Genomic DNA, 25124 nt, shown 5'->3' on the forward strand with positions numbered 1-25124 from the left:
CGACGAGTGGAGACTTCGGTGGAGATGGGTATCGTTGCGACCGGTACCGCGTTCGGCACTCGACGCGATGTGGCCGAGACCGCGGGCGAGTACCTTCCCGATCCCGAGGCTGTCACCAAACTGGGCTACGAGAGCTATCACCGGGTGGCCGACGGTGTGACCGCGGTCGACCTGGCGGCCGAGGCGTCCCGCGCCGCCCTGGAGAACGCCGGCCTCGGCATCGAGGACGTGGACCTGATCGTCCTCGGCCACTCCGACATCCCTCAGTACCTGGGATGGGACCCCTCGGCGGCGGTGGCCAGGGCGCTCGGCGCCCATGGCACCCCCACCGTGCTGTTCACCCAGTCCTGTGCCGCGTGGTCGCTGGCCCTCGACCACGCGGCGGGTGCGATGGCGCTCTCGCCCGACACGGGCACCGTACTGGTGGCCATGGTCAACGTGGTCAGCGAGACGCACACCAACCGGATGGACTTCAACGGCACCATCGCCAGTGACGGGGCCGCCGCCGCTGTCCTGCGGCGTGGGCATCCACGCTTCCGTCGGCTCTCCTCCGCGAGCTTCACCAATCCCGAGTTCGCGGATCTGTTCCGTATCGAGGTCGGCGGTTCCGCCCACCCCGTACCGCCCCCGGGCCGGACTCATCGGGACTTGGACCCGATGATCGCGGTCTACGAACACTTCGGCGCGGACCCCGAGCGCTTCGGGCGGTTCATCGGGGAGGTCGTCGGGCGGTTCGCCGACGTGGTCGATCAGGCGCTGGCGCGGGCCGGCCGGGACCGGAGCGAACTGGCCCGGCTCATCTACTTCAACGACAGCCAACGGGCGATCCACGGCGTCGCCGACGCGATCGGCATCCACGTCGCCCGCACCAACGCCGAACTCGCCCGCCGACTCGGGCACATGGGCGCTGCCGATCAGCTGGTGTCCCTCCACCTGCACGCAGAGGCCGGAGAGCTGGTCCCGGGGGACCTCGTTGCCCTCGCGGGTGTCGCCTCCCCCGGCATGCACTGGTTCTGCACGCTCGTCGAGGTGTGAGACCGAACATTGAAACAAGGCGATGCTCCCCATGTCATGGCCCCAGGATGGGAAACAAGAATGACCACCGAATCCGGGATCGAACCGAAGTCACTGTTCAGGATCTCCGAGGATGAGATCGCCCAGTTCGTAGTCGAGCGCTTTCTTCCCGGTGTCGAGCGGACCGAACTCGACCAGGATTACGACCTGTTGGCGACCGGAGTGATTGATAGCCTCGGGGTGCTGCACATCGCGAGCTGGCTGGGGAAGCAGCACGGCATCACCCTGACCGGCCCTGAGCTGACAGCCGGTAACTTCCGTTCCGTGCGGACCATCCGGGAGACGGCCGAGCGGGCGGAAGCGGGTGGCGCGGCATGACCCGCTCGCTCGTAGCATCGTTCACGGCTCGCGCGGCTGCCCACCCCGGCGCACCCGCGCTCATCTGGGAGGACCGGCCCGTCAGTTACGGCGATCTGTACGCCATGGCCTCCAGGGCGCGCACTCAGGTCGAGGAGGCGGCGCCGGACGCCGACCGTCCCGTCGGTCTGCTGGTACGCAAGTCACCGGAAGCCGTGGCCCTGGTGCTCGGCTGCCTGATGGCCGGCCGGGCTTTCCTGCTGCCCTCGCACGAACTGCCCGAAGCGCCCCTGAAAGCCCTCTACCAGCAGGCGGGATGCGCGGTAGTGCTCGGCCTCGCCGACGCTCCACCCGTCGACCGGGTGGTGGATCCGGCCAGGGCTCCCAGGGGCTGCGAGGAGTACCCCCCCGCCGCGGCCGTCGACGACGAAGCCGTGACCTTCATGCTCACCACGTCCGGCTCGACCGGTCTGCCCAAGGTCGTTCCGCTGTCGTCCGGGGCAGTCGGCCGTTTCACCGAGTGGGCGGCCGAGACCTTCGGGATCACGACCGGCGTCACTGTCCTCAACTACGCGCCCCTCAACTTCGATCTCTGCATGCTGGACGTGTGGACGACGCTGGCGTACGGCGGCACCGTCGTGCTGGTCGACCCGGGCAGGGGCGCCTCGGCCGGCTATCTGCGTGATCTGGTCGCCGATCACGCGGTGTCCGTGGTCCAGGGCGTGCCGATGCTGTTCCAACTGCTCGCCGAGGCGACAGCGGAAAGCGGTTCTCTCGACACGCCCGAGCACGTCATCTTCGCCGGTGACAGCATGCCCGCCCGTGTGCTGACCGGGGTGTCCACTGCCTTCTCCAAGGCACGCTGGTACAACAACTACGGCTGTACCGAGACGAACAACAGCTTTCTCCACGAAGTGGACCAGGACCGGCCCCTCCGCACCCCGCTGCCGATCGGCCGGCCGCTGGCCGGTGTGCGCTGGCTGATCATCGGCCAGGACGGCCGGGCGTTGACCGGCCCCGGTCAGGGCGAGCTCTTGGTCAACACCCCTTTCCAGAGCGCAGGATACGTGAACGCGCCCAACGAGAAGACCTTCGCCCCACACCCGGACGGTGCACCCGGCCTTGTCTACTACCGCACCGGCGACATGGTCACCCTGCACGAGGACGGCGCACTGAGCGTGATCGGGCGGACCGACTACCTGGTGAAGGTGCGTGGCTTCCGGGTCAGCACCCAGTGCGTGGAGCAGATCCTCCTGGAGCACCCGGCCGTCGCCGAGGCCGCCGTCATCGCCCTCCCCGATCCGGTCGCCGGTCATCGCCTGCATGCCCGCCTCCGGCTGACCGAAGCGGGAAGTGTGAACAGCCTTTCGCTGCGGCAGCATTGCTCGGAGCGCACGGTACGCGCGGAGATCCCCAGCGTGATCGAAATGGTGACAGACCCGCTGCCCAGGACCTCCACCGGCAAAGTCGACCGTAACCGGATCAAGGCCTGCGTTCTCGCAGCCGAAGAGGAGCTGACCCGGACATCGCGGCCCTGAGCTTGGCGTTTGACATCGCAGGTCACTCGACCTGCTGAGTTCTCCTGGTTTCGGCGGCACGTGACGCGGCCGTTCTCCACAGGGCCGAACTCCTCAGCCGGTGCACGCCCGGTGGCAGCGAGGTGAAGCCGGGCCTCGGCGACCAGTTGTCGCACGCGACTGCGGGGGGCGCCATGTCTGCCGGACAGCAGGTCACCGAGGTGACCGAGCCACCGATCGGTCTCCGCCGTGTCGGCTTCCACGGAGACCGCGGGTTCCCTGCTGCCCGTCTTCTGGGCCGATACGGTCGTGGCTCTGCGGCGCGTAGGGGAGCGGGCGTCAGTCAGGTGGAGAGCGCGGCGGCAAGCATCCGCCGGACGACCGGGGTCAGCTCGGTCACGTCGGGCACCGGGCGGGTCGCGGCCGTCGCGCCGGCGAGCCAGTCGTACAACAGGCCGTCGGTCCAGGCGACGAGCAGGTCCGCCGCCGACGCTGGATTAGGAGCGCCGAGCGCAGCCAGCACGGCGGCGGCCTTGGACCGTGCGGCGAGGCCGGCGGTCCGCAGGTCGGCACGCAGCTCCGGGCGACGGTTCGCCTCCAGGCTGAGTTCGAATCGGGCGAGCTGGCGGTCTCGTTCCACCGTTAGCCAGTGGTGCAGCAGCGCGGCCAGCGCCTCCGCGGCGGAGTCCGGGTCCGGGCGCCCGTGCTCCGCTTCCCACCGGTCCACGTCGGCGACCGACAGTTCGGCCAGGCGGAGGTAGCAGGCGCTGATCAGAGCGCTACGCGTGCGGAAGTAGTACGACGTGCTGCCGGCCGGCAGCCCCGCGGCGGCGTCGACCGCGCGATGGGTCAAGCCGCGCAGCCCGGCGTTGGCCACGGTGCTGATGGCAGCGTCGGCGATCAGGTCTCGGCGATCAGGGAGGGACACACCTCGCACTCTACAGGTGTAGAGTGCGGAGCATTCGCCTCTACGGCTGTAGAGGTGGCGCGTGGGTGAGTGGGGGAGGCAGTCGACATGGGTGTTCGTCATGCCGTCGTGGCCGGAGGCGGCATCGGGGGCCTGGCCGCGGCGGTGGCCCTGAGCCGCCGCGGATGGCGCGTGACCGTGTGTGAACGGGCTCCCGCCCTCACGGGTATCGGCGCCGGCATCGTGCTCGCCCCCAACGCACTGCGCGCCCTGGACTCGATCGGCCTGGGCCCCGAGGTCTGGGCGGGTGACGCCCTGCCCGGTCCGGTCGGGCTGCGTACACCCGACGGCACGTGGCTGAGCCGATCCGACAGCGGTGCCATGTCCACCCGCTACGGGCTCTCCACGCGCGCCGTGCACCGCGGCTTCCTGATCGACGCCCTCGCCGCCGCACTGCCGCCCGGCGTCGTACGCCTCGGCGTATCGGTGGCCGGTGTGGACGACGCCGGGGGCGCCGTGGTCGTGCGTACGTCGGCGGGCGACCTGCGTGCCGACGTCGTAGTGGCGGCCGACGGCATGCGCAGTGTCCTGCGTGGACAGCTCTTCCCCCGGCACTCCGGGCTGTGTCACGCCGGTGAGGCCGGATGGCGAGCGGTGTTGCCCGGTGCCGGCCTGCCTCCCCAGCAGGCGACCGAAACCTGGGGTCGAGGCGAGCGGTTCGGCGTCGTTCCCCTCGTCGACGGCCGGATCTACGTCTACGCCACCACCGTCACGGGCCCCGGTGCGCAGCCGGCCGACCACCACGCGGAACTGACCCGACGCTTCGGCGCGTGGCACGATCCGATACCCGAGCTGCTGGACCGGCTGAACCGGCGGAACCCCGACCCGGTCGGCATACTCCACCACGACTTCCACGAACTGGGCTCGCCCCTGCCCCGGTTCCACGCCGGCCGGGTGGCCCTGCTCGGTGACGCCGCCCACGCGATGACGCCCAACATGGGCCAGGGTGGCTGCCAGGCCATCGAGGACGCGGTCGTCGTGGCGCACCTCCTCGCACGCGACACCGACGTACCAGCCGCGCTCGCCGCCTACACCAAGGCCAGACACCGGCGAACCACCCGTATCAGCCGCCGCTCCCGACGCATAGGTGAACTCGCCCGGCTCTCCCACCCCCTTGCCGCGTCCATCCGCAACCTCGCCGTACGCGCCACGCCGCGGGTGGTCACGTTGAGGGCCCTGGACACGGTCCTCGGCTGGCATCCCCCTTCCGGCCCCGCCCCCACCCCCGCCTCCGTCAACGTCAACGTCAACATCAATGCCAATGTCAAGGAGCAACCATGAACAGCGCGGTCACATCCCGCCCCCTCTCCCGGGCGGACTCCGTCCGGCCCTTCAGGGTCGGCGCCTACGGCTTCGTCTTCCTGGGCATCGGCCATCTCGCCCTCTCCGCCGCCGCGGCGGCGGCCACCCAGACACCGGAGCGGCGTGAAGTCGACACGGCCATGCGGGAGTCCACGTTCGCCCTGCTGGGTCTGGAACGCACCGTCCTCGACGTCTTCAACGGCATGAGCATCGCCATGGCGTTCTTCAGCATCACCTGCGGCCTGCTGATTCTCGCCGCCGTCCGTCACGCCCCCGACCTCGTCCAGCGCCGCACCGCCTTCGGATGGTTCGCCCTCGCGGTCTCCCTGGCCGTCCTGGCGGTATCCGTCCTCCTGCTGCCCCCTCCGCCGATCGTCGTCCTCACCATCACCAGCTGCGCTTTCGCCCTGTCGTTGCGCAGGGCGACCACTCCCTCCGCTCGCGCGGCAGAGGTCGCATGACGCAGGCCGCCACGCCCGCGAGGCCGAAGCGGGTGACAAGCGCGCGGCGCGCGCGCTCCTGATCCTGGCTGCGCAGAAATGGACCTGGGGCTCGGCTCTCAGCTCGCAGGCGACTCCGTGACCGGGCGGCCGGTCTACCCGGGGACCGCATGTCGCGCTCCACCGGTCGTAACTTTCTGTGGCGGGTTGCGGGGCCGAGGGAACGGAAGCCTGTCGAAATTCTGAGGGTCGGCCCAGCGCTGCTGAAGTACGGGCTTGCGGGCTTGTCACCGAGGCAGGGGATCCGCGCGGCGGGGAGTTCACAGTGCGGCGAACGCCGCACCACTACCTGCCCGAGCCGGCCTCCGTGGGAGCGTCGTGGAACGGTCCCACGGCCGTGGAGGGTCGAGGGGGGCGTCGCACTCCACCCAACTCGCCACACCGGCACGACATCGCCCCCTCCGCACCTGGTCTGCGTCGCGCCATGAGCTGCTACCGCGAATGTTGGTCATGTATCATGGTTATGTACATCATGGACTTCTAGTGAGGGCTTGTAGTGAGGGGGTGGCTGGTATGTCTGTGACCCAGGTCGATCTCGATGACGAGGCGCTGGCCGAGGCGATGCGGCTCATGGGCGCGTCGACGAAGAAGGAGACGGTCAACGGGGCTCTGCGGGACTACGTGGCGCGCATCAAGCGGCTGGAGGCTGCCGAGAAGCTGGCCGCGCGGGGCGAGCGGGGCGAGTTCGAGGCCGCGGCTGCGGCGCATGCAGCTGCCAAGCGCGCTCGGCGGGCAGCCTTCGAGTGATCACGTACCTCCTCGACACGTCCGCCCTGTGGCATCTCTTCCGTACGCCGGGTGCGTTGCGGTTGTGGGAAGGGCACATCGCTGCCGGCGTGTTCCATATGTGCGAGCCCACGAGGGCGGAGTTCCTCTACTCGGCTACGAGCCCGGCCCATCGGGACGAGTTGGCCGAAGAGCTGGATGATCTCTGCCATCTCTCGCCGGTTCCCAAGAGCGCATGGCGCTGGGTCGAAACAGCGCAGTACAAGCTCACCCAGCGAGCACAGCACCGCGCCGCCGGAGCCATCGACCTCTTGGTATGTGCGACAGCGGTCCATCACGGCCACACGGTGCTCCACGTGGACAACGACTTCGCCACGGTGGCGGCGGTCCTGAAGGACGTGCAGCAACGGGACGTACGCGCCTGAGCGATGTACCGCCAGTGATCGTCGCTGGGAGTCCGGCCAGTGGGGCTGGGGCGGAAGCGGGTTGCACCGTTCGCACGCTGATGCCGATGGCGGCCCTGCGTGCAGCCGGCTGGGGCGCCCGCGGGCGTGGTCATGGCGAGTCTTTTGCTTGCTCGCTGCTGCCGGCAGGGGGCTGGTGGTGTGTGTCGTCGCCGGCGGGAGGCCGGTCGGCTCCGCTGGTGCCGCCTGCCTCGGTCCCGACCGGCTGCCCCTCGTTGTCGGTGGGCTGGTTGCGGGTGGCGATCAGCGACCAGGCGATGGAGACGGTGATCGTGCCGGCGATGACGCCGAGCGTGAGGGGGATGGGGAGCTTGCCGACGGGTGTCTCGGACAGGATGAGCTTGACGCCGGCGAAGGCGAGCAGGACCGCGAGCCCGTAGTGCAGGTAGGCGAAGCGGCGCAGGAGGCCGGAGAGGCAGAAGTACAGGCTGCGCAGGCCCAGGACGGCGAAGGCGTTGGCGGTCCACACCAGGAAGGTGTTGGTGGTGATCGCGAGGACGGCGGCGACGGAGTCGATCGCGAAGATCAGGTCGGTTGCCTCGACCCCGACGAGGACCACGAACAGCAGCGTGGCCACGCGCTTGCCGTTGACGTGGATGAAGAACTTGTCACCGTGGAACTTGGGGTCGGTGGGGATGAGTTTTTTGATCAGTCGGACGATGGGGTTGCGGTCGGGGTGTACCTCCTCGTCCTTTGAGACGGCCATCTTCCAGCCGGTCCAGATCAGGAACGCGCCGAACAGATAGGCGGTCCAGAAGAACGCCTGGAGCAGTTCGGCGCCGACGAAGATGAACACCAGCCGCGCGGCCAGGGCCCCGAGGACGCCCCAGAACAGGACCTTGTGCTGGTAGGCGTCGGGGACGGCGAAGAAGGAGAACACCAGCGCGAAGACGAAGACGTTGTCGATGGACAGGGCCTTCTCGATCAGGTAGCCGGCGTAGTAGGTGGAGGACACCTCCCCGCCCTGCCACGCCAGAAGGATGAGGCCGAAGCCGAGGCCGACGGCGATCCAGACGCTGCTCCAGATCGCCGCCTCCTTGAAGCCGATCACGTGGTTGTCGCGGTGGGCGATCAGGTCGACGGCGAGCATCACGCAGATGCCGAGAGTGACGGCGGCCCACACCCACAGTGGGACGGCGAACGACAGGCCATTCATCGCAGAACGTTTCCTCTCCGGGAGAGAAGCGGGTCACGAGCAGGAGCCGAGGTCACGGCGAGGGCGATCGCAGGGGCGTCCACGCGGCCGGGGCGATCGTGTGGACGAACTGGCCGCCGCGCAGGGCCGCAGCCTCGATCAGGGTGAACGCGTCCAGTCCTTCCGGTCCGCTCCGGGCGGCCACCACGTCCGGGGCCCGATGTCGGGCGGCCATGGCCAGCAGTTCCCTTGCCGCAGCCAGCCGCGAACCTCGGCCCGCAGGCAGGTGGAAGACCTCGGGGATGTAGCCCGTGGTGATCGGGCCGATCTTGGGCATGACACGGGCCAGGACCGCCCGCAGCGGCGCGGAGAGGGGGCCGTCACCCTGCCGGTGGATGTCCGGGGGTAGCACGGCGATCAGCAGTACCGGAACACGGCGGGCGAGCGCCATCCGTGCGGCTGCCTCGGCCACCGCCAGATCGTCGATGCGGTCGGTCAGCACGGCCGCCACCGGCTGGACCAGCCCGGCCCGCGCAAGCCAGGGGGTGTGGTCTCGGCGGGGGCGGGAGAGCAGTGGGGTCATGACGCTGCCTTCCTTTATGTGGACGAATCCCCTCAAGCGTCACTCCACAACCGGATGTACGTCAACAGTTACGCGAAAAGATTTTCGCTAATAAGGCTTCGCATGAGCAGTCGGATGTGCGAAGCGGGTTTCGTATGATGGAGAGCATGAGTAGCGCACAGTCACGCGGCGCCCAATGGACGTTCATCACCAACCACGCACGGGTGCTGCTGAGGATCGCCCGGGACCCGGAGGTCCGGTTGCGCGACGTCGCCACCGGAATCGGCATCACCGAACGGGCGGTGCAGCTCATTGTCGCCGACCTGGAAGCCTCCGGCTATCTGACCCGGATCCGCGTCGGCCGCCGTAACCGCTACACCATCGACCCGACTGTCGCTCTGCGTCATCCTTCGGAGTCCGGCCACCCCGTCGGCGACCTCCTCGGGGCCTTTCTCCACCGAGAGGACGCACCCGCCTCCGAGTCGGCCGGGCCGTCGGCAGAACACGCCTGAAGCGGCGGTCGGGTGGGCCGAACTTCAGGCGGGTGCCCCTCGGCTGCGGGAGCGCGCGCCGCGGTGGACTCGCTCCCGGTGGCAGCCGTCACGGGACCGCCAGGTGGTGACCATCCGAGCCCCAGTGGTCGGCCAACTCGGGTGGATAGCGGTCGACTTCGTCACTCGAGTGCGGCAACCCGCATCCGCCTGGCCCCTCGCGGACGTCCACCCTTCTTGGAGCCGGTCGTGCCTCGCACCGTCCAGCGAGTCCTGTCCGGAACTCGGCGTGTCCCTCTTCCGCAGAAGCGAGCTTCGACTGCTGAACCACCGGCGCCGCCGCCTGCGGAGCGAAGTGGCGGGACGGCGCCGGGTGTGGTGCGCTTGCATGGTGGGTTCGCCCGCCGACACGCCCCAGGAGAGGCTTGCGGCTGAGGATTCCGGTACCCGCACCCCTCGTCCGCCGTCCTACACGTGAGGAGCGCGCGCATGCTTGTCAGAAAACTGCACGACATCGGAATGACCAGCGAACATGCCTACACCGCCGGCTTCGCCTCGATCGGTCTCTCGGTCGCGTCCTGGGTGGTGTCGATGAAGGCGGAGGCCCGTGGGGTCGAGCGGGCTGACCGGTGGGGCATCTTCGTCGGGGAATGGGCCCCGACCTTCTTCGCCCTGGGACTGGCCCTGGCCAACCACGAGCGCGACGAGATCTTCACCCCCACGAAGGTCGGCGAGAACACGAGCGTCTGACCCTGTCGGGCTTCGGTACGTGCCTGGTCCGGCGTCCCACAAGGCGTGGGCCGACGAGCATGAGAACCCGGGCACGCACACGGCCGGTGCTGACGGCTTCTCGAAGTCGACAACACAGATCCCGGCAGACGCGGTATCTGAGATCCACCGATAGGGCCTGCAGCGAGCAGGCCTGTGTGAAGGGAGCGCAAAATGAGGAAATCCCGTACGAGCGTCATGATCGCCGCCTGTCTCGGAGCCGGGGCTCTGAGCCTTGGTTCCGCAGTTCCTGTCGGCGCGGCACAAACCGAGGACACGGCGACGGTCTCCGTCTTCCACGCAGTTCCCGGTCTGACGGTAGACGTCTACGCGAACGGCGACGAACTGCTGCCGGACTTCAAGCCCGGCACTCTCGCCGACCCGCAAGAGGTGCCGGCGGGCACTTACGACCTGAAGGTCTTCAAGGCCGGCGCCGACCCCAAGACGGCTGACCCCGCGATCCAGAAGACGGTCGAGGTACCCGCCGGAGCCAACGCCACGGTGGTGGCCCACCTTTCGGCCGACGGCAAGCCTCAGCTCAACGCCTTCGTCAACGACACCTCCGCTGTCGCGGCGGGCAAGTCGCGCCTGACGGTGCGGCACGTGGCGGCCGCCCCAGCCGTGGACGTCCGCGCCAACGGCACGGCGGTGTTCAAGGGACTGGAGAACCCGAAGGAGGACACCGCCGAAGTCGACGCAGGCACAGTCTCCGCCGACGTGGTCCTTGCCGGTACCGACACCGTCGCCATCGGCCCCGCTGATCTGAACCTCAAGGAAGGCGCGAACAACGTCGTCTACGCCTGGGGCAGCGCCGACGAGAAGAACCTGGCTCTGAAGGTCCAGACGGTCGGTGGCATGCACTCGTCGCCCAGTGGAGTCGACGCGGGCGGAGACGGTGCGATGGTCTCGGGCAACTCCTCCAACGCCTGGATGGCCTGGGCAGCAGGCGCAGGGGCGCTCGCCCTGGCCGGGTCACTCGCCATGAGGTCCCGGGCACGGCAGGATGCCTGACCGTCCACAACAGCGTGCGAAGTGGCGCACGGTAGCGGCAGGCTCGGCCTGGTCTGCTGTCGCCGCCGGCTCGGCCGCGGCCGCAGTCACCGCCGTGCTCTTGTTCCCCTCCGGTGATCCGGGACCGCCGAACGGTTTCGGGCAAGTGCCCGAAACCGGCCGCAGTACGGGGACAGCTTCGAGTTCTTCTGCCCAGGCGGCAACTCCGCCTGGGCAGAAGCCCGTTCCCTCTGTAGGAGCCACCGACCAGAACAGCACCACCAGCGCCCAAGGCGCTCCACCGGTTCGCGTCGTCATCTCGAGAGCCGACCTGTCCGCCCCGGTCGTTCCTGTCGGCGTGCGGGACGACGGCCGGGCCGAGGTGCCGGCCGACCCCGCCCAGGCGGGCTGGTACCGCTTCGGGCCGGCGCCGGGCGACGCTCACGGCTCGGCCGTCCTCGTCGGACACGTCGACTCACGTACAGGGGAACTCGGTGAGCTCGCAGCCCTCTACGACGTACGCGCCGGCGACCGCGTCGACGTCCAGCGAGGAGACGACACGACGATCGCGTATGAGATCGTCGCCCGACGCATCGTCAAGAAGAACCGGATGCCTGCCGACGTCTTCCGGCGTGAGGGCGAACCCGTCCTCACCCTCATCACCTGCGCGCCTCCGTACGACCCCGACCGCGGCGGCTATCAGAGCAACCTCATCGTGACAGCCGTCCGCTCGGTGTCCTGAGCGGTTTCTCCTTCGCGGAGAAGACCCTGGTAGCCACAGGGCGGGTCGGTGTCCCCACTTGGCGGTCGCCGCGCCGCCAAGGAGTGCAGCCGACTAGAAGGGCATACGGCCGCGGGCCCGTCGGCCGGCGGAGCCGCTGCGGCCCACGGCCCGCGAACTGCTACGGAAGGGCTTGCTGAAGATCCGGCCCAGGACGCCGGGCGCCTTGCCGCCGGCGCGTGTCCCGGCTCCGAGAGTGCGTTGTGTGCCTCGTTCGGGGTGGCGGGACAGTCGGGGGACGAAGAAGGCGAGGACAGCGAGGACGATGCATACGGCGACGATGCCGACAATCATCATGAAGGGCTCCTTGGGTAGGTGTGCCCTGCCGTCTGCCCCGGCGGACGGCAACGCATGCGCGCATCACCCGACTCGTACACCGCACTACGGCACAGCCGGGATCACTGTCCGGCAGTGCAGCCGGAAGGTCTACTTGCTCCAACGCGCCCAGACGGGAAGGGCGACCCAGCAGGCCAGGAACCACAGGAATACGCCCGAAACGATCCACAACGCTGCGGATTGGTGCAGTACGACCCGCAATATGAGCAGCAGTGCGCACATGATGGTGCACAGCAGGAGGAGCAGTCCCGTCACCGTCAGGCGAGAGGCCCACTCGACCGCTTGGGGCTTCATCTGCTGACCGCTGACGAAGCGGTGGAAGGATACGGGAGCTATGAGTGCGCCGGTGGCGGCGGCACCGAGCACGATGGTGATGACGTAGATCGTACGGTCCGTGCTGCCCAGTTCTGTGAAACGCGGTGTGAAGGCGACGCTGAGCAGGAAGGCGAGCAGGATCTGCACACCCGTCTGCGCCACCCGTACCTCCTGAAGCAGTTCCACCCAGCGCCGGTCGGCGCGTTCAGCGGCAGTCTCGTCCCGACCGGCGGAGGCCCTTCGGCTGTCCGTTCCGGTCGGCTGTCTGTCGTCGGACTTCTGGAGATCTGTCACGTCATCCTGCTTTCCTCTGGGAGTGCCACTGCCGGCGCTCGAATCGCTCGTACTACGCGTCAACGACGCCTATCGCCCTGACTTCTCGGAGGCCTTGCCTTCCTGTCGTTTCTCCTTGCCGGTGGAGGCCGGACCCGTATCCGCCGCACCCTTGCGGGAGTTGAGGCCTGGGGCGTCGCTCGCACCGGCGTTCCCCTCGCCGCCCTGACCGGCGTTCTCCTCCGCCTTCTCGCTGCTCCGACTGTTCTGGCCGGGGGAGGGGGCGCCGGGGGAGGCAACGGAGCCCGGGGGATCGGCCGACGGTTGCCCGGCGGACTGCCGGACGGGCCCGGGAGCCGAGGAGCCGGCAGAGGGCGTCCCGGTGCCGGGCCGTACGGACGGCGATGAAGGCGAAGCGGGTGCCTTCTGTTCGCTGGTGCCGCCTGGCAGAAGAGCGGCGGTGGTGAGGGTGGCGCCGACCAGAGCGATGAGCGTGGTGCCGCCGATCAGGAGCGTCCGCGTGCGCCGGGGGAGGGATGCCCTTGTCGGTGGCGGCGGGGGTACTCCTCGTGGCGAGGGTGAGAGGGGAGTGAGCCGGTCGCCTTCCACGTGCTCGCCGACAGTGAGGTGGGACGTGGGATCGGCCGACGCGGGGGTGAGGTCCATGGCGTAGTCCGTCAGGGCGGTGGTGCAGTCCTGTGCGTCCGGCCGTACGGCCTCGTCGGCGGACGTCATGTCGCGCAGAAGTCCGACGAGGGGAGCCGGCACGTCGTCGGGAATGACGGGTGGCCTGTGCAGGCGGGCTATCGCCGCTTCCATGGGCGGGCCGCTGTACTCGAGTTCACCTTTGAGGCATTCGAGCAGAAGGAGCCCGAGTGAGTAGATGTCTGCCGCGGAGCCGGCCCCTTTGCCCAGGACCTGCTCGGGTGCGAGGTAGGCGGCGGTGCCGATGAGCACATCGGGGGCGGTCTGCGTTGTCGCGTCGATGAGGCGGGATATGCCGAAGTCCGTGAGGTAGGGCTTGCGTTCCGCGTCCAGCAGGATGTTGGAGGGTTTGATGTCCCGGTGCACGATTCCCGCCGCGTGCACATGGGCGAGAGCGTCGGCCAGATGGCCACCGAGTCGAGCGACGGACTCCGGCGTCATGGGGGTGCCCGCGAGCTCCTGCCGCAAGGTGGGGCCCTGCACGAGCTGCATGATCAGGTATGAACGGCTTTCGTGCCGTCCGGCGTCGTAGACAGTGACGAGCCCTGGATGCTGAAGGCGTGCCAGCAACACGGCCTCGTCATGGAACCGTTCCTCAAGGAGGGCGTCGGTGCCGGGTCGGAACACCTTCACGGCGACAGACCGCCCGAGGAGCAGGTCGGTCCCCTCGTACACGTCCGCCGCACCGCCCACGCCCACCAGCTCACCGAGCTGGTAGCGGTCGGTGAGCATGCCGTGTCCCGTCTCCGAGCCGACTCCTCTTGGCGGCTTTCGGCGCGGCATGTGACCCCCCGCAGGCGAGGCGCACGGATGTGTACGCATGGACGACCAGAACGCTTATCCGGTTACCCCGTACGTCGCCACCCATCCGCAGGAGTATCTGATCTGCCGGACAGGTGGCCCGCACCGTGGTTGCTCCTGCCCCGGGCCGCGCGGGTGTCGCCGCCGCAACGGGCCTTGGTGTTCTCGTACGTGACGCCTGAGTCGCGATCCGCACCCATGACGCGTGGGACCCATGACGCGTGAGGCGTCTGCCGCCGCTCAGCTCGCGTCGTGCAGCGGGGGCATCTCGCCCTCCGTGGTGGTGACGTCGATGACCGTGAACGCCGCGCCCCGCTCGGTCGCCTTCGCCACCGCCGCCAACCAACCATTCGTCACCTTGCGCGCCGGAAGGTCAGCGACCCAGCGACCGTTTCATGATCTTTCCCAGGTCGTTGCGGGGCAGCGCGTCCAGGAAGCGGACCGTGCGCGGGCGCTTGTGCGGGGCCAACAGGCCCGCGACGTGGTCCGCCAGCTCCTCCGCCGGGGGAGGGGAACCGGGATCGGCGGGCACCACCCAGGCGACGATCCGCTCACCGAGATCCGCGTCGGGCTCGCCGGTGACGGCGGCCTCGCGCACACCCGGGTGGTCCAGCAGGGCGTTCTCGATCTCGCCCGCGCCGATCTTGTACCCCCCGCTCTTGATGAGATCGGTGGCCTTGCGCCCGACGATCCGCACATAGCCGTCGGCGTCGCGCGTGGCCATGTCGCCCGTACGGAACCAGCCGTCCTCGGTGAGGGCGGCGGCCGTCGCGTCGGGCCGGTTCAGATAGCCGGTGAAGAGGTTCGGGCCGCGCACCTGGATCTCGCCGATCGTGGCCGGATCGTCGAGCACCGTGCCGTCCTCCTCGACCAGCCGGAGCGCGACGCCACGCAGGGGCGGGCCCACCGTCCCGGGGCGCGCCTCGCCGTCGGCGCGCACCCCCGTGTTCATCAGGGTCTCCGTCATCCCGTACCGCTCGATGACCCGGCGGCCGGTCGCCGCCGCGATGCGCTCGTGGTCGTGGACGGGCAGGGCCGCCGAGCCGGATACCAGCAGCCGGGCGCCCGCGAGCGCCTTCGTCAGCCCGGGGGAGCCCGCCGGGTCGCCGAGTGCCTCGGCCAGCCGGTGGTACATCGTCGGTACACCGAAGAGCATCGTGCCGCCGGACAGCAGCTCCGCTGCCACGCCCTCGACGGAGAACCGGCCCAGGTGGCGCACCGAACCACCCCGGCGCAGCGGCCCGAGCACGCCCAGGATCAGGCCGTGCACATGGAACAGCGGCAGGGCGTGGACGAGGACGTCGTCCCCGGTCCACCGCCAGGCGTCCTCCAGCGCGTCCAGCGAGGCGGCGATCGCACGGCGGGGCAGGACGGCGCCCTTCGGCGGGCCCGTGGTGCCGGAGGTGTAGACGATCAGCGCTGGAGCCTCGGGGGAGGGCTCGGGGAAGGGCTCGGGGAAAGCGCCGTCCGGGGCGGTGGCCGTGTCGGTGCTGACGTCCAGGCGTTCGAGCCCGGCCAGCGCCGCCGGGAGTTCGTCGGCGGGCCCGGCGAGCACCGTCGTGGGCGCGCTGTCGGCCACGATGTGCGCCAGTTCGCGTGCGCCCGTCCTCGGGTTGACCGGCACGGCGGGCACTCCGGCGCGCAGGGCCGCCACCACCGAGACGACGGTCTCCGCGGTCGGCGTGGCCCAGACGGCGACCCGTCCCGCCCCCGCGAGGCGGACCGCGAGGGCGTTCGAGGCGGCGGCCAGCTGTGCGTAGGTCAAGGAGAGCCCGCCGAACCGGACGGCTTCCCGGGAGGCCGCGGTGCCGGACGTTCCTGACAGGTCCTGGAGTGCAGGCAGAAGAGGCGTCACCCGGCGAAGCCTAGGGCCTCACGCCCAGGCCCCGAGGGCGCGGCCGGACGGTCAGCCGGAGCGCTCGGCCGTCCGCATCCGTCCGTACGCGTACACACACCCGGCGAGCGCCAGATCGGACAGCAGCATGAATCCGATCGAGTACGAGTCCTTCGCGCTGAAGATCGCGCCCATAACCAGCGGCGGTACGAATCCGCCGAGACCGCCCATCGCGCCGACGATGCCCGTCACACTGCCCACCTTGGTCTGCGGTGTCACCTGCGAGACCAGGGCGAAGACGCTGCCGCTCGCGGTGCCGAGACCGGCCGCCATACCGAGCAGCGCGATGGTGCCACCCGGTACCAGGGGCGGGTCGAACGCCTGGACGATCGCCATCAGTGCGGCGGTCAGCAGGGCCACCGAGGCGACCATGGCCGGGTGGATACGGTCGGAGAGCCAGCCGCCGACCGGCCGGAAGAGGACGGTGACCAGGGCGAACCCTGCGGCCCGGGTGCCCGCGTCGGTCGGTGAGAGGTCGTACCAGGTCTTGAGATACGTCGGGAGGTAGACCCCGAAGGCGACGATGCCGCCGAAGCCGATCGCGTACAGGGCGGACAGCTCCCAGGTCACCCGCAGCTTCCCCGCCTCGCCCAGCCGACGGGCCAGGGTATCGGCCGGGATCTTCCGGTCGGGGCGGTCGGTGATCAGTACGGCGGAGAGGAGCGCGTAGAGGACGAGGGCACCGCCGACCACGAGGAACGGCAGACTGTCGCCGTGCTTCGCGATCCGGGGCGTGAAGTAGCCGGACAGCGCCACCCCGCCCATTCCCATGCCGAAGATCCCCAGGGCGAAGCCCCGCCTGGCGGGCTGGAACCACGAGTTGACCAGCGGGATGCCGATCGCGAACGTGGTGCCGCCCAGACCCAGCAGGAATCCGACCGCGAGCATCGCGCCGTAGGAGTTCCTCGCCGGGATCAGCAGGATCACCGGGACGACCGTCAGCGCCGAGACCAGCGGGAACATCACCCGGGCGCCGTACTTGTCGGTGAGCGCGCCCACCGGGATCCGGCCCAGCGAACCGACCAGCACCGGCACGGCGACCAGGAGGGACTGCTCGAACGAGCTGAGCCCCAGCCTGTCCTTGTAGTCCGCGGACATCGGGGCGATGAGATTCCACGCCCAGAAGGTGAGCGCGAAGCCGACCGTGGCCGTCGCCAGGTTAGGGAGCAGCGGACTCCTCGGCTGCGGGGGCGGACGACTGCTTCGCGGCGGTATCCACAGGCCCAGTCAACGGCGCGGGTCCTGTACGGGCCCGCCGGACTGCTCCAAGCGGGGTGCCGGCGCCTCGGTGGCCGGGCCCGCGTTCCACCGTCGTTTTCCGGCCAGGGCTGAGACAATCGCAGTATGGACAGGCTCGACAGAGAAATCCTCTCCGTCCTCCAGGAGGACGCGCGGATCTCGTACCGAGACCTGGGCGTACGCGTGGGACTGAGCGCCAACGCCGCAGGCGACCGGGTACGCCGCATGCGGCGTGACGGAGTCATCCGCGGCTTCACGGTGATCATCGACCCGGCCGCCGACACCCGTTCCGGCCTGGTCGTCTTCATCGACGTGTCCTTGCGTCTCGACACGACGAACGAGGAGTTCGAACGCTCGGTGCTGATGCTGCCCGGCATCACCGAAGTGGTGCATGTGACGGGGGGCCACGACTATCTCGTCCGCGCGACGGCGGCGGACCCGGGCGCGCTGGACGCGCTGCTGCGCCGACTGAAGCGGGAGGCGGGCGTCGCCCACTCCAACACCCGGATCGCTCTCAGAGCGGCGCCTGCCAGGTGACGGTGGGCGGCCGCTCCCCGTTCTCCGCACGCCCGTCGTCGGCGACCACCAGACGCACCGCCGCACCGCCCGTGGGCGCACGCACCGTCGCGTCCACCTCGACGTCGATCGCGGAGACTCCGGCCCGTCGCTGCGCGGCGGCCAGAGCGCCGCGCAGCGCGGCGAGCAGATCCGTCGCGGCGGGCTCCCCGACGAGTGCGTCGACGGCCCCCGTGAAGTGCACCGACGGCTGAAAACCGAGCACGGCCGCCGCGCCCCCGCTCTCCCGCAGGACCCGGCCTCGGAAGGTGGTGGGCACCTCGGCGGGCGGCTGCTGGAGGGCGAAGATCGTGGTCCGCACCTCCTGGATCGTGGAGTCCAGTTCGTCGACCGCCCTGGCGAGCAGCTCGTCGGTCTCCGGCACGGGGGCCCGGCGGCGGGTCGACTCCAGCATCATCTCGGTCGCGAACAGCCGCTGGACGACCAGGTCGTGCAGATCGCGGGCGATCCGGTCGCGGTCCTCGTAGACCGCGAGCCGCTCCCTGTTGTGCTGGGCGTCCGCCAGGACCAGCGCCAGGGCGGCGTGGGAGGCGAACCGCGTGGCGAGCATCCGTTCGACGGGCGAGTACGGGGGCTCGTCGTGCCCCCGCGGCAGGGCGAGGGTGCCGATGAGCCGGCCGCCGCTCTGCAGCGGCAGCATCATGCTGGGGCCGAACCGGGACCGTACCGGCGTCGTCATCCGGGGATCGGACGCCGAGTCGTCGATGAAGACGGGTTGCCCGCCCAGGAGCTGCACGAGGACCGGGGAGCCCGGCTCGATGACCGTGCCGACGATGCCGGCCGGGTCGTCGCGGGTGGACGCCGTGACGATCTCCATCCCGCCCTCGGCCGTCGGCTGGAGGATCACCCCGGCCGCGGCCCCGGCCAGCACCCTGGCCTGCTCGGCGACGATCCTCAGCGCGTCCGTGGGGTCGGTGCGGGTCAGCAGCGCGGTGGTCACGGCGGCGGAGCCCTCGATCCAGCGTTCCCGCTGGCGGGCCGTCTCGTAGAGGCGGGCGTTGCCGAGCGCGATGCCCGCCTGGGCGGCGAGGACCCGCAGCACTCCGGTGTCCGTCTCGTCGAAGCGACCGGAGCGGTCGTCCGCGATGTAGAGGTTGCCGAACACCTTCTCGTGCACCCGGATCGGGACGCCGAGGAAGGACCGCATCGGGGGGTGCCCCGGCGGGACGCCGCAGGCGCGCGGATCGGCGCTCACGTCCTCGCAGCGCAGCGGCCGCGGGTCGTCGACGAGGAGACCGATGACGCCGTGGTGGCCGTCCGGGAGCCGGCCGGCGCGGCGGCGCTCCTCGGCGGTGAGACCGGTCGTGTACAGCTCGGTGATGCGGTCGCGCTCCGGGTCGAGGACGCCGAGGGCCCCGTAACGCGCGCCGGTCAGAGCGGTGGCGGCGTCGACGATCCGCTGGAGCGTGGCGTGCTGGTCGAGATCCGACCCGAGGGCGATCAGCGCCTCCAGCAGACCGGGCAGCCGGGGCGGTGAGCCGCCCCGCGCAGCCTCGCCGCCCCGCCCGGACTTCCGCTTCGTGACCCGCTCCGTCATGTGCTCCCCCTTCGGGGGCGCCGGCTGTCAGCCGGCGAGCGGGTTGAGGACCATCGGCGCGATCTTGCCGTCCAGCATGGCACCGAGACCGAGCACGGCGCACACGTCGGGCCGTTCGGCGATCTGGACGGGCATTCCCGTCGCGTCGCGCAGCATCTGGTCGAGTCCCGGCAGCAGCGCGCTGCCGCCGACCATCATGATGCCGCGGTCGGCGAGGTCGGCCACCAGATCGGGCGGGCAGTCGCGGAGCACCTTGCCGAGCCCGTCGAGCACCGCGGTGAGCGGGGTGTGGATGGCCTGCCGGACGGCGGCGGTGTCGACCTGCACCGAGCGGGCCAGACCGGTGGCCACGTCGCGGCCGTGGATCTCGGTCATGGCGGGGCCCTTGGGCGTCAGGCCGTTGCTGCTGAGCGCCAGTTGCAGGGGGCGCACGGACTGGCTCGGAAGCACCAGCTCGTGCTGCTGGCGCAGGTGCTGGATGATCGCGTGGTCGATGGCGTTGCCACCGACCGGAATGCGTACCGCGGTCACGATCGACCCGAGCGAGAGCACCGCGATCTGGGTGGTGGCCGCCCCGCACACCATGATCATGGTGGCGGTCGGCTGCTCCACCGGCAGCCCGCAGCCGACGGCCGCCGCGATCAGGGTGTCGACCAGTTCGACCCGCCGGGCGCCGAGCCCGACGAGCGTCTCGACGGCGGCGCGCTGGGCGAGCGGATCACTGTCGTGCGGGGTGCAGGCGGCGGCCCGCAGCCGGGGCTTGCGGCGCAACTGGCGGCGGAGCTTGTCGCCGAGCAGATGACGCAGCATCCGCTGGGCCATCTCGATGTCGATGACGGTTCCGCCGGAGACGGGGCGTGCCACCCGGATGTACGCGGGCGTCCGGCCGGTCATCTGCTCGGCGAAGGCGCCGACGGCGATGAGCGAGCCGGTACGGGTGTTCACGGCGGCGACACTCGGCTCGTCGACGACGAGCCCCAGCCCCTTGACGTACACACGGGTCCTCGCGGCCCCGAGATCGACGGCGATGTGGCAACGGCGCAACTGCTCAAGACTGACGGTCACGGCAGGTTCTCCCGAGAACGCTGGGACGGGGCACCGGCGGCAGCCGGTCCTCCTTGCATCGTTGCCCCAGGGGAGGCCTCGCGCGCGCTGGGATGCGCCGTAGGGGGGTATCGAGCTGACGGGGCGGCAGATCAGCCGGGCAGCAGCCGCTGGAACAGCCCCCAGGTGAACTCCGCGACGTACGGCCGCCCGCTGCCGTGATCGGTGATCGCCAGCGCCCACCGGGTCGGCGCGCTGCCCTCCATCGGCCTGGCCGGCGCGAAGGCCCTGGCGACCTCGTCGACGGTGCACGACCAGGGGCGCAGATCCTCGACGGTACGCAGCTCGGGACCGGGCTCTCCCGGCGCGCGGACCAGCCACTCGTTCCATACGGCTCCGCCCGGGGCGGCCATCACCTCGAACCGCAGGCCGGGCCAGAGCGGCACCGGCCAGAACAGCGCGTCGCACTCCAGGTCGCCGACCTCGCGGCGTACGGAGCGTTCGGGCTCCCCGAGTACGGAGCGGTAGCGGCGCAGGGTTCCCCGTCCGCGAGGCGCTCGCACCATCGCCTGCCAGCGGCGGTTCGCCTCCCGCATATCGGCGAGCGAGGCACTCAGCTCCTGCCGGGCCTCCTCGACGAGCTCCGGCTGGTGGTCGGCCATCCGGCGCAGCAGGACGAGCTGGAATTCGAGCGGCCCGAACGGGGCGGGAGCGGTCATGCCGCCCATCCTCCCGCGTGTCTCGCTTTATCGGAGAGGTGTCACACGTATCGGACTCGCGCGCCGAGGAACGCCGGCTTCCACACACGATCCTCACCTGAGCGGCTTCCTCCGTTGATCCGCGCACGTCTACTCTGCGGGCGCCATGGATTACTGCCAACCGTGCCGACGGCACCTCAACGGCGCCCTGGCCTGTGCCGGTTGCGGAACCCCCGCCGAGGCGCTCGGCCCCTACGCCGCCCCCGCGTCCTGCGGTCACGAGCCGGAACCGCAGGACGCGTCCCCTGAGCCCTCCGCGGCCACGGGGCGCCGCCGACGTGTACCCGAGCCCGTGCGCGGCCGGGGCACGGGACGCGGAGCGGGGAAGCGCGAGGGCCGGGGCCGGCGCGGCCACCGCCGACGGGGCCGCACGGCGCTGCTCGCGGTGCTGGGAGCCGTGCTCGCGGTCGGGGCGCTGGGTGTGACCCGGCTGGCCACCGCACCCGAGGGCGACAGCGGCGCCGCGGACTACGTGCGCGAGTCCGCCACGACGGCCGAGCCCGCCCCGGAGCCCCCGGCGAGCGGTACGCCCGACCATCCGGCGCCGGTCACCAGCCCGACCGCACGCCCCACGACCCCCGCCCCTGGCGGCACGGGGAGCGGCACAGGGAGCGGCACGGGGAGCGGCACGGCGAAGCCCGTGAAGACGGAGCCGACCGAGAGGCCCACCGCTCCGGACACGCCCTCACCCTCCGGGTCCGCACCCACGACCGTGCCGCCCGTCCCCGACGACACCGACGCCTCGACCCGTCCGTCGGGTCCCGTCGACGGCCCGACGAGCGGGCCCCCGCCGCGGGAGCCCACGGTCCCCGCCCCGACACCGGAGCCGACCGAGACGTGCGACTGGTTCCTGTGGTGGTGCACCTGAGGGTCCGCCGCGAGCGGTGACCACCGTTGCGGCGGTGACCTTACGGCTGTGACCGCTCCAGCGCCGCGTTGGCGCCCAGCATGCGGCGCAGCAGGTCCCGCAGCACGGTCCGCTCCGCGTCCGACAGCTCGGCGAGGGGCTCGCGGGCGAAGCCGAGAGCCTCGCGCAGTTGCCGCGCGGTGCCGATGCCCTCCTTCGTGGGGGCGGCCAGCTTGACGCGCCGGTCGGACGGGTCGGGCCGCCGCTCCACGAGGCCGCGGGCCTCCAGGCGGTCGACGATGCCGGTGATGTTCGACGGCTCGCACCGCAGCTTGTTGGCGACCTTCCGCATGGGCATCGGCTCCATGGAGAGCAGCCCGAGCACCCTGGCCTGCGCGCCGGTGAGCGAGTGTGCGGCCGCCGCGCGCTCGTACTCCTCGTAGTAGCGCGCCACTACGGTGCCGATCAGCTCGACCACTTCGAGGGTCACGGGGTCTGTACGGGGGGTGGCCATGACACACAGGATACCCCCTTGCTTGACAACATGAAATATTCAGGCGCATGGTTGTTTCACGTAATGAAGCATTTCTTGCTTCTCCGGAAGGCATCTAGGAGACCGAGCCCATGTCTGCAGCACTTCCCACCTCCAGCCGCGAATGGCACCTCGTCGCCCGCCCGAGCGGCTGGCCCGTGGCCGAGGACTTCGCGCTGCGTGAGGCCCCCGTCACCGCCCCGGCCGAGGGTCGCGTCCTCGTCCGTAACCTCCACTTCTCGGTCGACCCCTACATGCGCGGCCGGATGAACGACGTGAAGTCGTACACCCCGCCCTTCAAGCTCGACCACCCCATGGAGGGTGGCGCGGTCGGCGAGGTCATCGCCTCCGGAGCCGAGGGCTTCGCCGTCGGCGACCACGTCCTGCACGGCCTCGGCTGGCGGGAGTACGCCGACGTGCCTGCCAAGCACGCGGTGAAGGTCGACGCGTCCCTCGCCCCGCTCTCCGCCTACCTCGGCGTGCTCGGCATGACCGGCCTCACCGCCTACGCGGGCCTGTTCGAGGTCGCCTCCTTCAAGGAGGGCGACACCGTCTTCGTCTCCGGCGCGGCCGGCGCCGTCGGCAGCCAGGTCGGCCAGCTGGCGAAGATCAAGGGCGCCGCGCGCGTCATCGGCTCGGCGGGCTCCGACGAGAAGGTCAAGCTGCTCGTCGAGGAGTACGGCTTCGACGCCGCGTTCAACTACAAGAACGGCCCCGTCGGCCGGCAGCTGCGCGAGGCCGCCCCGGACGGGATCGACGTCTACTTCGACAACGTCGGCGGCGAGCACCTGGAGGCGGCGCTCTCCTCGTTCAACGTGCACGGGCGCGCCACCATCTGCGGAATGATCGCCCAGTACAACGCGACGGAGCCCACCCCCGCCCCGCGCAACCTCGCGCTGGTCATCGGCAAGCGGCTGCGCCTCCAGGGCATGCTCGTGGGCGACCACGCCGCGCTCCAGCCGCAGTTCGTGAAGGACGTCGCGGGCTGGCTGGCCTCGGGTGAGCTGAAGTACCGCGAGACGGCCGTCGAGGGCATCGAGAACGGCTTCGAGGCGTTCATCGGCCTGATGCGCGGCGAGAACACCGGCAAGATGATCGTCTCGCTCTGACCGCCATCCCGCCGCTCGGGGTCACCCGTTAGGCTCTCCGGCAGGCCGTCGCGATCGTGGGCGCGAGTCGCGGCGCATCAGCAGGAGGAATCCGGCTGGTCTGACGGCGACGAGCACTGCGGACAGGAGCGGCGCCCACTGGCCGAGGAACACCGGTGTCGTGCATGGGAGGCCGTCGGCCTCGTCGTCATGGTGGGTTCCTCCGCCCCGGCCCGCCCGTTCCATGAGTCTTTGACCTAGGGCCTTTCGGTTCCGGTCGCAGCCTGGCCGTGCCCTGGTCTCCCGCACGAGGACGGGTCAGGGGCCTGATCCACTCACTGGATCAGGCCCCTGACCTCGTCGTTCCGAAGGGAGGTTACGAGCCGGCCTTGCGCTTGTTCCAGACGTCGAAGCCCACCGCCGCGAGCAGCACGAGCCCCTTGATGACCTGCTGGTAGTCGGTTCCGATGCCGACCAGGGACATCCCGTTGTTGAGGACACCCAGGACCAGGCCGCCGATCACGGCGCCCATCACCGTGCCCACGCCGCCGCTCATCGAGGCGCCGCCGATGAACGCGGCCGCGATCGCTTCCAGTTCGAAGTTGAGACCCGCCTGCGGGGTGCCCGCGTTCAGCCGGGCCGCGTAGACACAGCCGGCCAGCGCCGCGAGGACGCCCATGTTGACGAAGACGAGGAAGGTGACCTTCTTGTCCTTGACGCCCGACAGCATCGCCGCGGCCTTGTTGCCGCCCAGCGCGTACACGTGGCGGCCGACGACCGCGTTGCGCATGACGTAACCGAGGCCGAGCAGCAGCGCGCACATGATCAGCATGACCACGGGCACACCGTGGAAGCTCGCGAGTGTCAGCGTGAAGGCGACGACCGCGGCGGTCATCGCCACGCACTTCGCCGCCCACAGCCCGGTCGGCAGGACCTCCAGCTCGTACGCCAGCCGGCGCTTGCGGTCCCGCCACTCACGGATGAGCAGGAAGGCGATGGTGGCCAGCCCGATGAGGAGCGTCGGGTTGTGATACTGCGTGTACGGGCCCATCTCCGGGATGAAGCCCTTGGCGATCTTCTGGAAGCCCTCCGGGAACGGCGACAGCGACTGGCCGCCGAGCACGATCTGCGTCAGCCCCCTGAAGAGCAGCATTCCGGCCAGCGTCACGATGAACGACGGGATGCCGAGATACGCGATGAAATAACCCTGCCAGGCCCCGGCCGCCGCACCGATCAGCAGCGAGAGGACGAGCGCGAGGACCCACGGCATGTCGTGTTTTACCATCATCACCGCCGACATGGCGCCGACGAAGGCCACCAGTGAGCCGACGGACAGGTCGATATGACCGGAGATGATGACGATCATCATCCCGATGGCCAGGATGAGGATGTAGCCGTTCTGCTGGATCAGGTTGGAGACGTTGTTCGGCAGCAGCGTGCCGTCGGTCCATATCTGGAACAGCACGACGATGAAGACGAGGGCGATGAGCATGCCGTACTGGCGCATGTTCGACCGCACGCTCTGTGCGAGCACCTGAAGGGCGGGCTGTGTCGCGGACGGGGAGGTGGCGTCCTTGGATGGTGTGGTCGTGGTCGTCATGGCGG

At 70.2% G+C, this 25124-nt stretch carries 27 protein-coding genes; 14 read left to right on the forward strand and 13 right to left on the reverse strand.

Going from position 1 to position 25124, the window contains the following annotated elements:
* Positions 1 to 6: 6 nt before the first annotated feature.
* The 3 genes from F0344_RS25955 to F0344_RS25965 are packed head-to-tail and all read left to right on the forward strand — an operon-like array spanning position 7 to position 2909.
* Positions 7 to 1035: a 3-oxoacyl-ACP synthase III family protein gene (locus F0344_RS25955; RefSeq protein WP_258050118.1), complete on the forward strand. Its 1029-nt coding sequence runs from the start codon at positions 7 to 9 to the stop codon at positions 1033 to 1035.
* A 60-nt stretch (positions 1036 to 1095) separates the two neighbouring features.
* A complete protein-coding gene (locus F0344_RS25960) occupies positions 1096 to 1392 on the forward strand; it encodes an acyl carrier protein (RefSeq protein WP_185301065.1) in 297 nt (98 codons plus the stop codon).
* Entirely contained in the window at positions 1389 to 2909 is a 1521-nt protein-coding gene (locus F0344_RS25965; RefSeq protein ID WP_185301066.1) for an AMP-binding protein, read from the forward strand. Before F0344_RS25960 ends, F0344_RS25965 begins: the two co-directional genes overlap by 4 nt.
* A 322-nt stretch (positions 2910 to 3231) precedes the next feature.
* Here F0344_RS25965 and F0344_RS25970 read toward each other — a convergent pair whose 3' ends face one another.
* Positions 3232 to 3816 carry a TetR/AcrR family transcriptional regulator gene (locus F0344_RS25970; RefSeq protein ID WP_258050119.1) on the reverse strand — a complete coding sequence of 195 codons (585 nt, stop codon included), beginning with the start codon at positions 3814 to 3816 and terminating at the stop codon, positions 3232 to 3234.
* An 87-nt stretch (positions 3817 to 3903) separates the two neighbouring features.
* Here F0344_RS25970 and F0344_RS25975 point away from each other — a divergent pair, with 87 nt between their 5' ends.
* The 4 genes from F0344_RS25975 to F0344_RS25990 all read left to right on the forward strand — a co-directional run bounded on the left by F0344_RS25975 (position 3904) and on the right by F0344_RS25990 (position 6808).
* Positions 3904 to 5136: an FAD-dependent monooxygenase gene (locus F0344_RS25975; protein ID WP_185301068.1), complete on the forward strand. Its 1233-nt coding sequence runs from the start codon at positions 3904 to 3906 to the stop codon at positions 5134 to 5136.
* Positions 5133 to 5618: an LIC_13387 family protein gene (locus tag F0344_RS25980; protein WP_185301069.1), complete on the forward strand. Its 486-nt coding sequence runs from the start codon at positions 5133 to 5135 to the stop codon at positions 5616 to 5618. The genes F0344_RS25975 and F0344_RS25980 overlap by 4 nt, the downstream gene beginning before the upstream one ends.
* Positions 5619 to 6170: 552 nt before the next feature.
* Positions 6171 to 6404 (forward strand): type II toxin-antitoxin system VapB family antitoxin, encoded by a 234-nt coding sequence (locus F0344_RS25985; protein ID WP_185301024.1) that lies wholly within the window; start codon positions 6171 to 6173, stop codon positions 6402 to 6404.
* Complete coding sequence (locus tag F0344_RS25990) at positions 6401 to 6808, forward strand: PIN domain nuclease (RefSeq protein WP_185301070.1); 408 nt, start codon at positions 6401 to 6403, stop codon at positions 6806 to 6808. Before F0344_RS25985 ends, F0344_RS25990 begins: the two co-directional genes overlap by 4 nt.
* A 130-nt stretch (positions 6809 to 6938) precedes the next feature.
* Here the strand turns inward: F0344_RS25990 and F0344_RS25995 are convergent, their stop codons facing one another.
* Together F0344_RS25995 and F0344_RS26000 are read right to left on the reverse strand one after the other, a co-directional pair.
* Positions 6939 to 8003 carry a TerC family protein gene (locus F0344_RS25995; RefSeq protein ID WP_185301071.1) on the reverse strand — a complete coding sequence of 355 codons (1065 nt, stop codon included), beginning with the start codon at positions 8001 to 8003 and terminating at the stop codon, positions 6939 to 6941.
* Between the two features lie 52 nt (positions 8004 to 8055).
* Entirely contained in the window at positions 8056 to 8565 is a 510-nt protein-coding gene (locus tag F0344_RS26000; RefSeq protein ID WP_185301072.1) for a universal stress protein, read from the reverse strand.
* A gap of 146 nt (positions 8566 to 8711) precedes the next feature.
* Here F0344_RS26000 and F0344_RS26005 point away from each other — a divergent pair, with 146 nt between their 5' ends.
* The 4 genes from F0344_RS26005 to F0344_RS36890 all read left to right on the forward strand — a co-directional run bounded on the left by F0344_RS26005 (position 8712) and on the right by F0344_RS36890 (position 11535).
* Entirely contained in the window at positions 8712 to 9056 is a 345-nt protein-coding gene (locus tag F0344_RS26005; RefSeq protein WP_185301073.1) for a helix-turn-helix transcriptional regulator, read from the forward strand.
* 468 nt (positions 9057 to 9524) lie between these two features.
* Positions 9525 to 9785 (forward strand): hypothetical protein, encoded by a 261-nt coding sequence (locus F0344_RS26010; protein ID WP_185301074.1) that lies wholly within the window; start codon positions 9525 to 9527, stop codon positions 9783 to 9785.
* Positions 9786 to 9977: 192 nt separating this feature from the next.
* Positions 9978 to 10814 carry a DUF4397 domain-containing protein gene (locus tag F0344_RS26015; RefSeq protein WP_185301075.1) on the forward strand — a complete coding sequence of 279 codons (837 nt, stop codon included), beginning with the start codon at positions 9978 to 9980 and terminating at the stop codon, positions 10812 to 10814.
* A gap of 337 nt (positions 10815 to 11151) precedes the next feature.
* A complete protein-coding gene (locus F0344_RS36890; protein ID WP_374940120.1) occupies positions 11152 to 11535 on the forward strand; it encodes a class F sortase in 384 nt (127 codons plus the stop codon).
* Positions 11536 to 11628: 93 nt separating this feature from the next.
* Here the strand turns inward: F0344_RS36890 and F0344_RS26025 are convergent, their stop codons facing one another.
* The 5 genes from F0344_RS26025 to F0344_RS26045 all read right to left on the reverse strand — a co-directional run bounded on the left by F0344_RS26025 (position 11629) and on the right by F0344_RS26045 (position 17119).
* Positions 11629 to 11871 (reverse strand): DUF6411 family protein, encoded by a 243-nt coding sequence (locus tag F0344_RS26025; RefSeq protein WP_185301077.1) that lies wholly within the window; start codon positions 11869 to 11871, stop codon positions 11629 to 11631.
* A gap of 129 nt (positions 11872 to 12000) precedes the next feature.
* Positions 12001 to 12519 (reverse strand): DUF6328 family protein, encoded by a 519-nt coding sequence (locus F0344_RS26030; RefSeq protein WP_185301078.1) that lies wholly within the window; start codon positions 12517 to 12519, stop codon positions 12001 to 12003.
* Positions 12520 to 12588: 69 nt separating this feature from the next.
* Positions 12589 to 13935, reverse strand: a complete 1347-nt coding sequence (locus F0344_RS26035) for a serine/threonine-protein kinase (RefSeq protein ID WP_185301079.1) — start codon at positions 13933 to 13935, stop codon at positions 12589 to 12591.
* 442 nt (positions 13936 to 14377) lie between these two features.
* Positions 14378 to 15859 (reverse strand): acyl-CoA synthetase, encoded by a 1482-nt coding sequence (locus F0344_RS26040; protein ID WP_185301080.1) that lies wholly within the window; start codon positions 15857 to 15859, stop codon positions 14378 to 14380.
* Positions 15860 to 15910: 51 nt separating this feature from the next.
* Positions 15911 to 17119 carry a nitrate/nitrite transporter gene (locus tag F0344_RS26045; protein ID WP_374940166.1) on the reverse strand — a complete coding sequence of 403 codons (1209 nt, stop codon included), beginning with the start codon at positions 17117 to 17119 and terminating at the stop codon, positions 15911 to 15913.
* A gap of 123 nt (positions 17120 to 17242) precedes the next feature.
* Between F0344_RS26045 and F0344_RS26050 the strand changes: the two genes are divergently transcribed.
* Positions 17243 to 17674, forward strand: coding sequence for an Lrp/AsnC family transcriptional regulator (locus F0344_RS26050; RefSeq protein WP_185301081.1), 432 nt, complete (start codon positions 17243 to 17245; stop codon positions 17672 to 17674).
* Here the strand turns inward: F0344_RS26050 and F0344_RS26055 are convergent.
* From F0344_RS26055 to F0344_RS26065, 3 genes are all read right to left on the reverse strand, one after another.
* Positions 17652 to 19250, reverse strand: coding sequence for a GAF domain-containing protein (locus F0344_RS26055; RefSeq protein WP_185301082.1), 1599 nt, complete (start codon positions 19248 to 19250; stop codon positions 17652 to 17654). The two genes, F0344_RS26050 and F0344_RS26055, sit on opposite strands and share 23 nt — an antisense overlap.
* A gap of 27 nt (positions 19251 to 19277) precedes the next feature.
* Positions 19278 to 20315, reverse strand: coding sequence for a rod shape-determining protein (locus F0344_RS26060; RefSeq protein ID WP_185301083.1), 1038 nt, complete (start codon positions 20313 to 20315; stop codon positions 19278 to 19280).
* Positions 20316 to 20446: 131 nt separating this feature from the next.
* Complete coding sequence (locus tag F0344_RS26065; protein WP_185301084.1) at positions 20447 to 21013, reverse strand: hypothetical protein; 567 nt, start codon at positions 21011 to 21013, stop codon at positions 20447 to 20449.
* A 145-nt stretch (positions 21014 to 21158) separates the two neighbouring features.
* Between F0344_RS26065 and F0344_RS26070 the strand changes: the two genes are divergently transcribed.
* Positions 21159 to 21920, forward strand: a complete 762-nt coding sequence (locus tag F0344_RS26070; RefSeq protein ID WP_185301085.1) for an SCO2400 family protein — start codon at positions 21159 to 21161, stop codon at positions 21918 to 21920.
* Between the two features lie 40 nt (positions 21921 to 21960).
* Here the strand turns inward: F0344_RS26070 and F0344_RS26075 are convergent, their stop codons facing one another.
* Positions 21961 to 22413, reverse strand: a complete 453-nt coding sequence (locus tag F0344_RS26075; protein WP_185301086.1) for a MarR family winged helix-turn-helix transcriptional regulator — start codon at positions 22411 to 22413, stop codon at positions 21961 to 21963.
* A gap of 110 nt (positions 22414 to 22523) precedes the next feature.
* Between F0344_RS26075 and F0344_RS26080 the strand changes: the two genes are divergently transcribed.
* Positions 22524 to 23540, forward strand: a complete 1017-nt coding sequence (locus tag F0344_RS26080) for an NADP-dependent oxidoreductase (protein ID WP_185301087.1) — start codon at positions 22524 to 22526, stop codon at positions 23538 to 23540.
* A gap of 355 nt (positions 23541 to 23895) precedes the next feature.
* On the opposite strand, the gene mmsB is transcribed toward F0344_RS26080, so the two are convergent.
* The gene (mmsB, locus tag F0344_RS26085; RefSeq protein ID WP_185301088.1) at positions 23896 to 25119 is read right to left on the reverse strand and encodes a multiple monosaccharide ABC transporter permease; all 1224 of its coding nucleotides are present in this window, start codon (positions 25117 to 25119) and stop codon (positions 23896 to 23898) included.
* Positions 25120 to 25124: the final 5 nt, after the last annotated feature.

Origin of the sequence: Streptomyces finlayi (assembly GCF_014216315.1) — a bacterium.
Lineage (GTDB): Bacteria > Actinomycetota > Actinomycetes > Streptomycetales > Streptomycetaceae > Streptomyces > Streptomyces finlayi_A.

Bases quoted from the DNA above. Each gene is read 5' to 3' on its own strand.
- F0344_RS25960 (WP_185301065.1), top strand. From the start codon at position 1,096: ATGACCACCGAATCCGGGATCGAACCGAAGTCACTGTTCAGGATCTCC.
- F0344_RS25965 (WP_185301066.1), top strand. From the start codon at position 1,389: ATGACCCGCTCGCTCGTAGCATCGTTCACGGCTCGCGCGGCTGCCCAC.
- F0344_RS25975 (WP_185301068.1), top strand. From the start codon at position 3,904: ATGGGTGTTCGTCATGCCGTCGTGGCCGGAGGCGGCATCGGGGGCCTG.
- F0344_RS25980 (WP_185301069.1), top strand. From the start codon at position 5,133: ATGAACAGCGCGGTCACATCCCGCCCCCTCTCCCGGGCGGACTCCGTC.
- F0344_RS25985 (WP_185301024.1), top strand. From the start codon at position 6,171: ATGTCTGTGACCCAGGTCGATCTCGATGACGAGGCGCTGGCCGAGGCG.
- F0344_RS25995 (WP_185301071.1), bottom strand. From the start codon at position 8,003: ATGAATGGCCTGTCGTTCGCCGTCCCACTGTGGGTGTGGGCCGCCGTC.
- F0344_RS26000 (WP_185301072.1), bottom strand. From the start codon at position 8,565: ATGACCCCACTGCTCTCCCGCCCCCGCCGAGACCACACCCCCTGGCTT.
- F0344_RS26005 (WP_185301073.1), top strand. From the start codon at position 8,712: ATGAGTAGCGCACAGTCACGCGGCGCCCAATGGACGTTCATCACCAAC.
- F0344_RS26010 (WP_185301074.1), top strand. From the start codon at position 9,525: ATGCTTGTCAGAAAACTGCACGACATCGGAATGACCAGCGAACATGCC.
- F0344_RS26015 (WP_185301075.1), top strand. From the start codon at position 9,978: ATGAGGAAATCCCGTACGAGCGTCATGATCGCCGCCTGTCTCGGAGCC.
- F0344_RS26025 (WP_185301077.1), bottom strand. From the start codon at position 11,871: ATGATGATTGTCGGCATCGTCGCCGTATGCATCGTCCTCGCTGTCCTC.
- F0344_RS26035 (WP_185301079.1), bottom strand. From the start codon at position 13,935: ATGCTCACCGACCGCTACCAGCTCGGTGAGCTGGTGGGCGTGGGCGGT.
- F0344_RS26050 (WP_185301081.1), top strand. From the start codon at position 17,243: ATGGACAGGCTCGACAGAGAAATCCTCTCCGTCCTCCAGGAGGACGCG.
- F0344_RS26055 (WP_185301082.1), bottom strand. From the start codon at position 19,250: ATGACGGAGCGGGTCACGAAGCGGAAGTCCGGGCGGGGCGGCGAGGCT.
- F0344_RS26065 (WP_185301084.1), bottom strand. From the start codon at position 21,013: ATGACCGCTCCCGCCCCGTTCGGGCCGCTCGAATTCCAGCTCGTCCTG.
- F0344_RS26070 (WP_185301085.1), top strand. From the start codon at position 21,159: ATGGATTACTGCCAACCGTGCCGACGGCACCTCAACGGCGCCCTGGCC.
- F0344_RS26075 (WP_185301086.1), bottom strand. From the start codon at position 22,413: ATGGCCACCCCCCGTACAGACCCCGTGACCCTCGAAGTGGTCGAGCTG.
- F0344_RS26080 (WP_185301087.1), top strand. From the start codon at position 22,524: ATGTCTGCAGCACTTCCCACCTCCAGCCGCGAATGGCACCTCGTCGCC.
- mmsB (WP_185301088.1), bottom strand. From the start codon at position 25,119: ATGACGACCACGACCACACCATCCAAGGACGCCACCTCCCCGTCCGCG.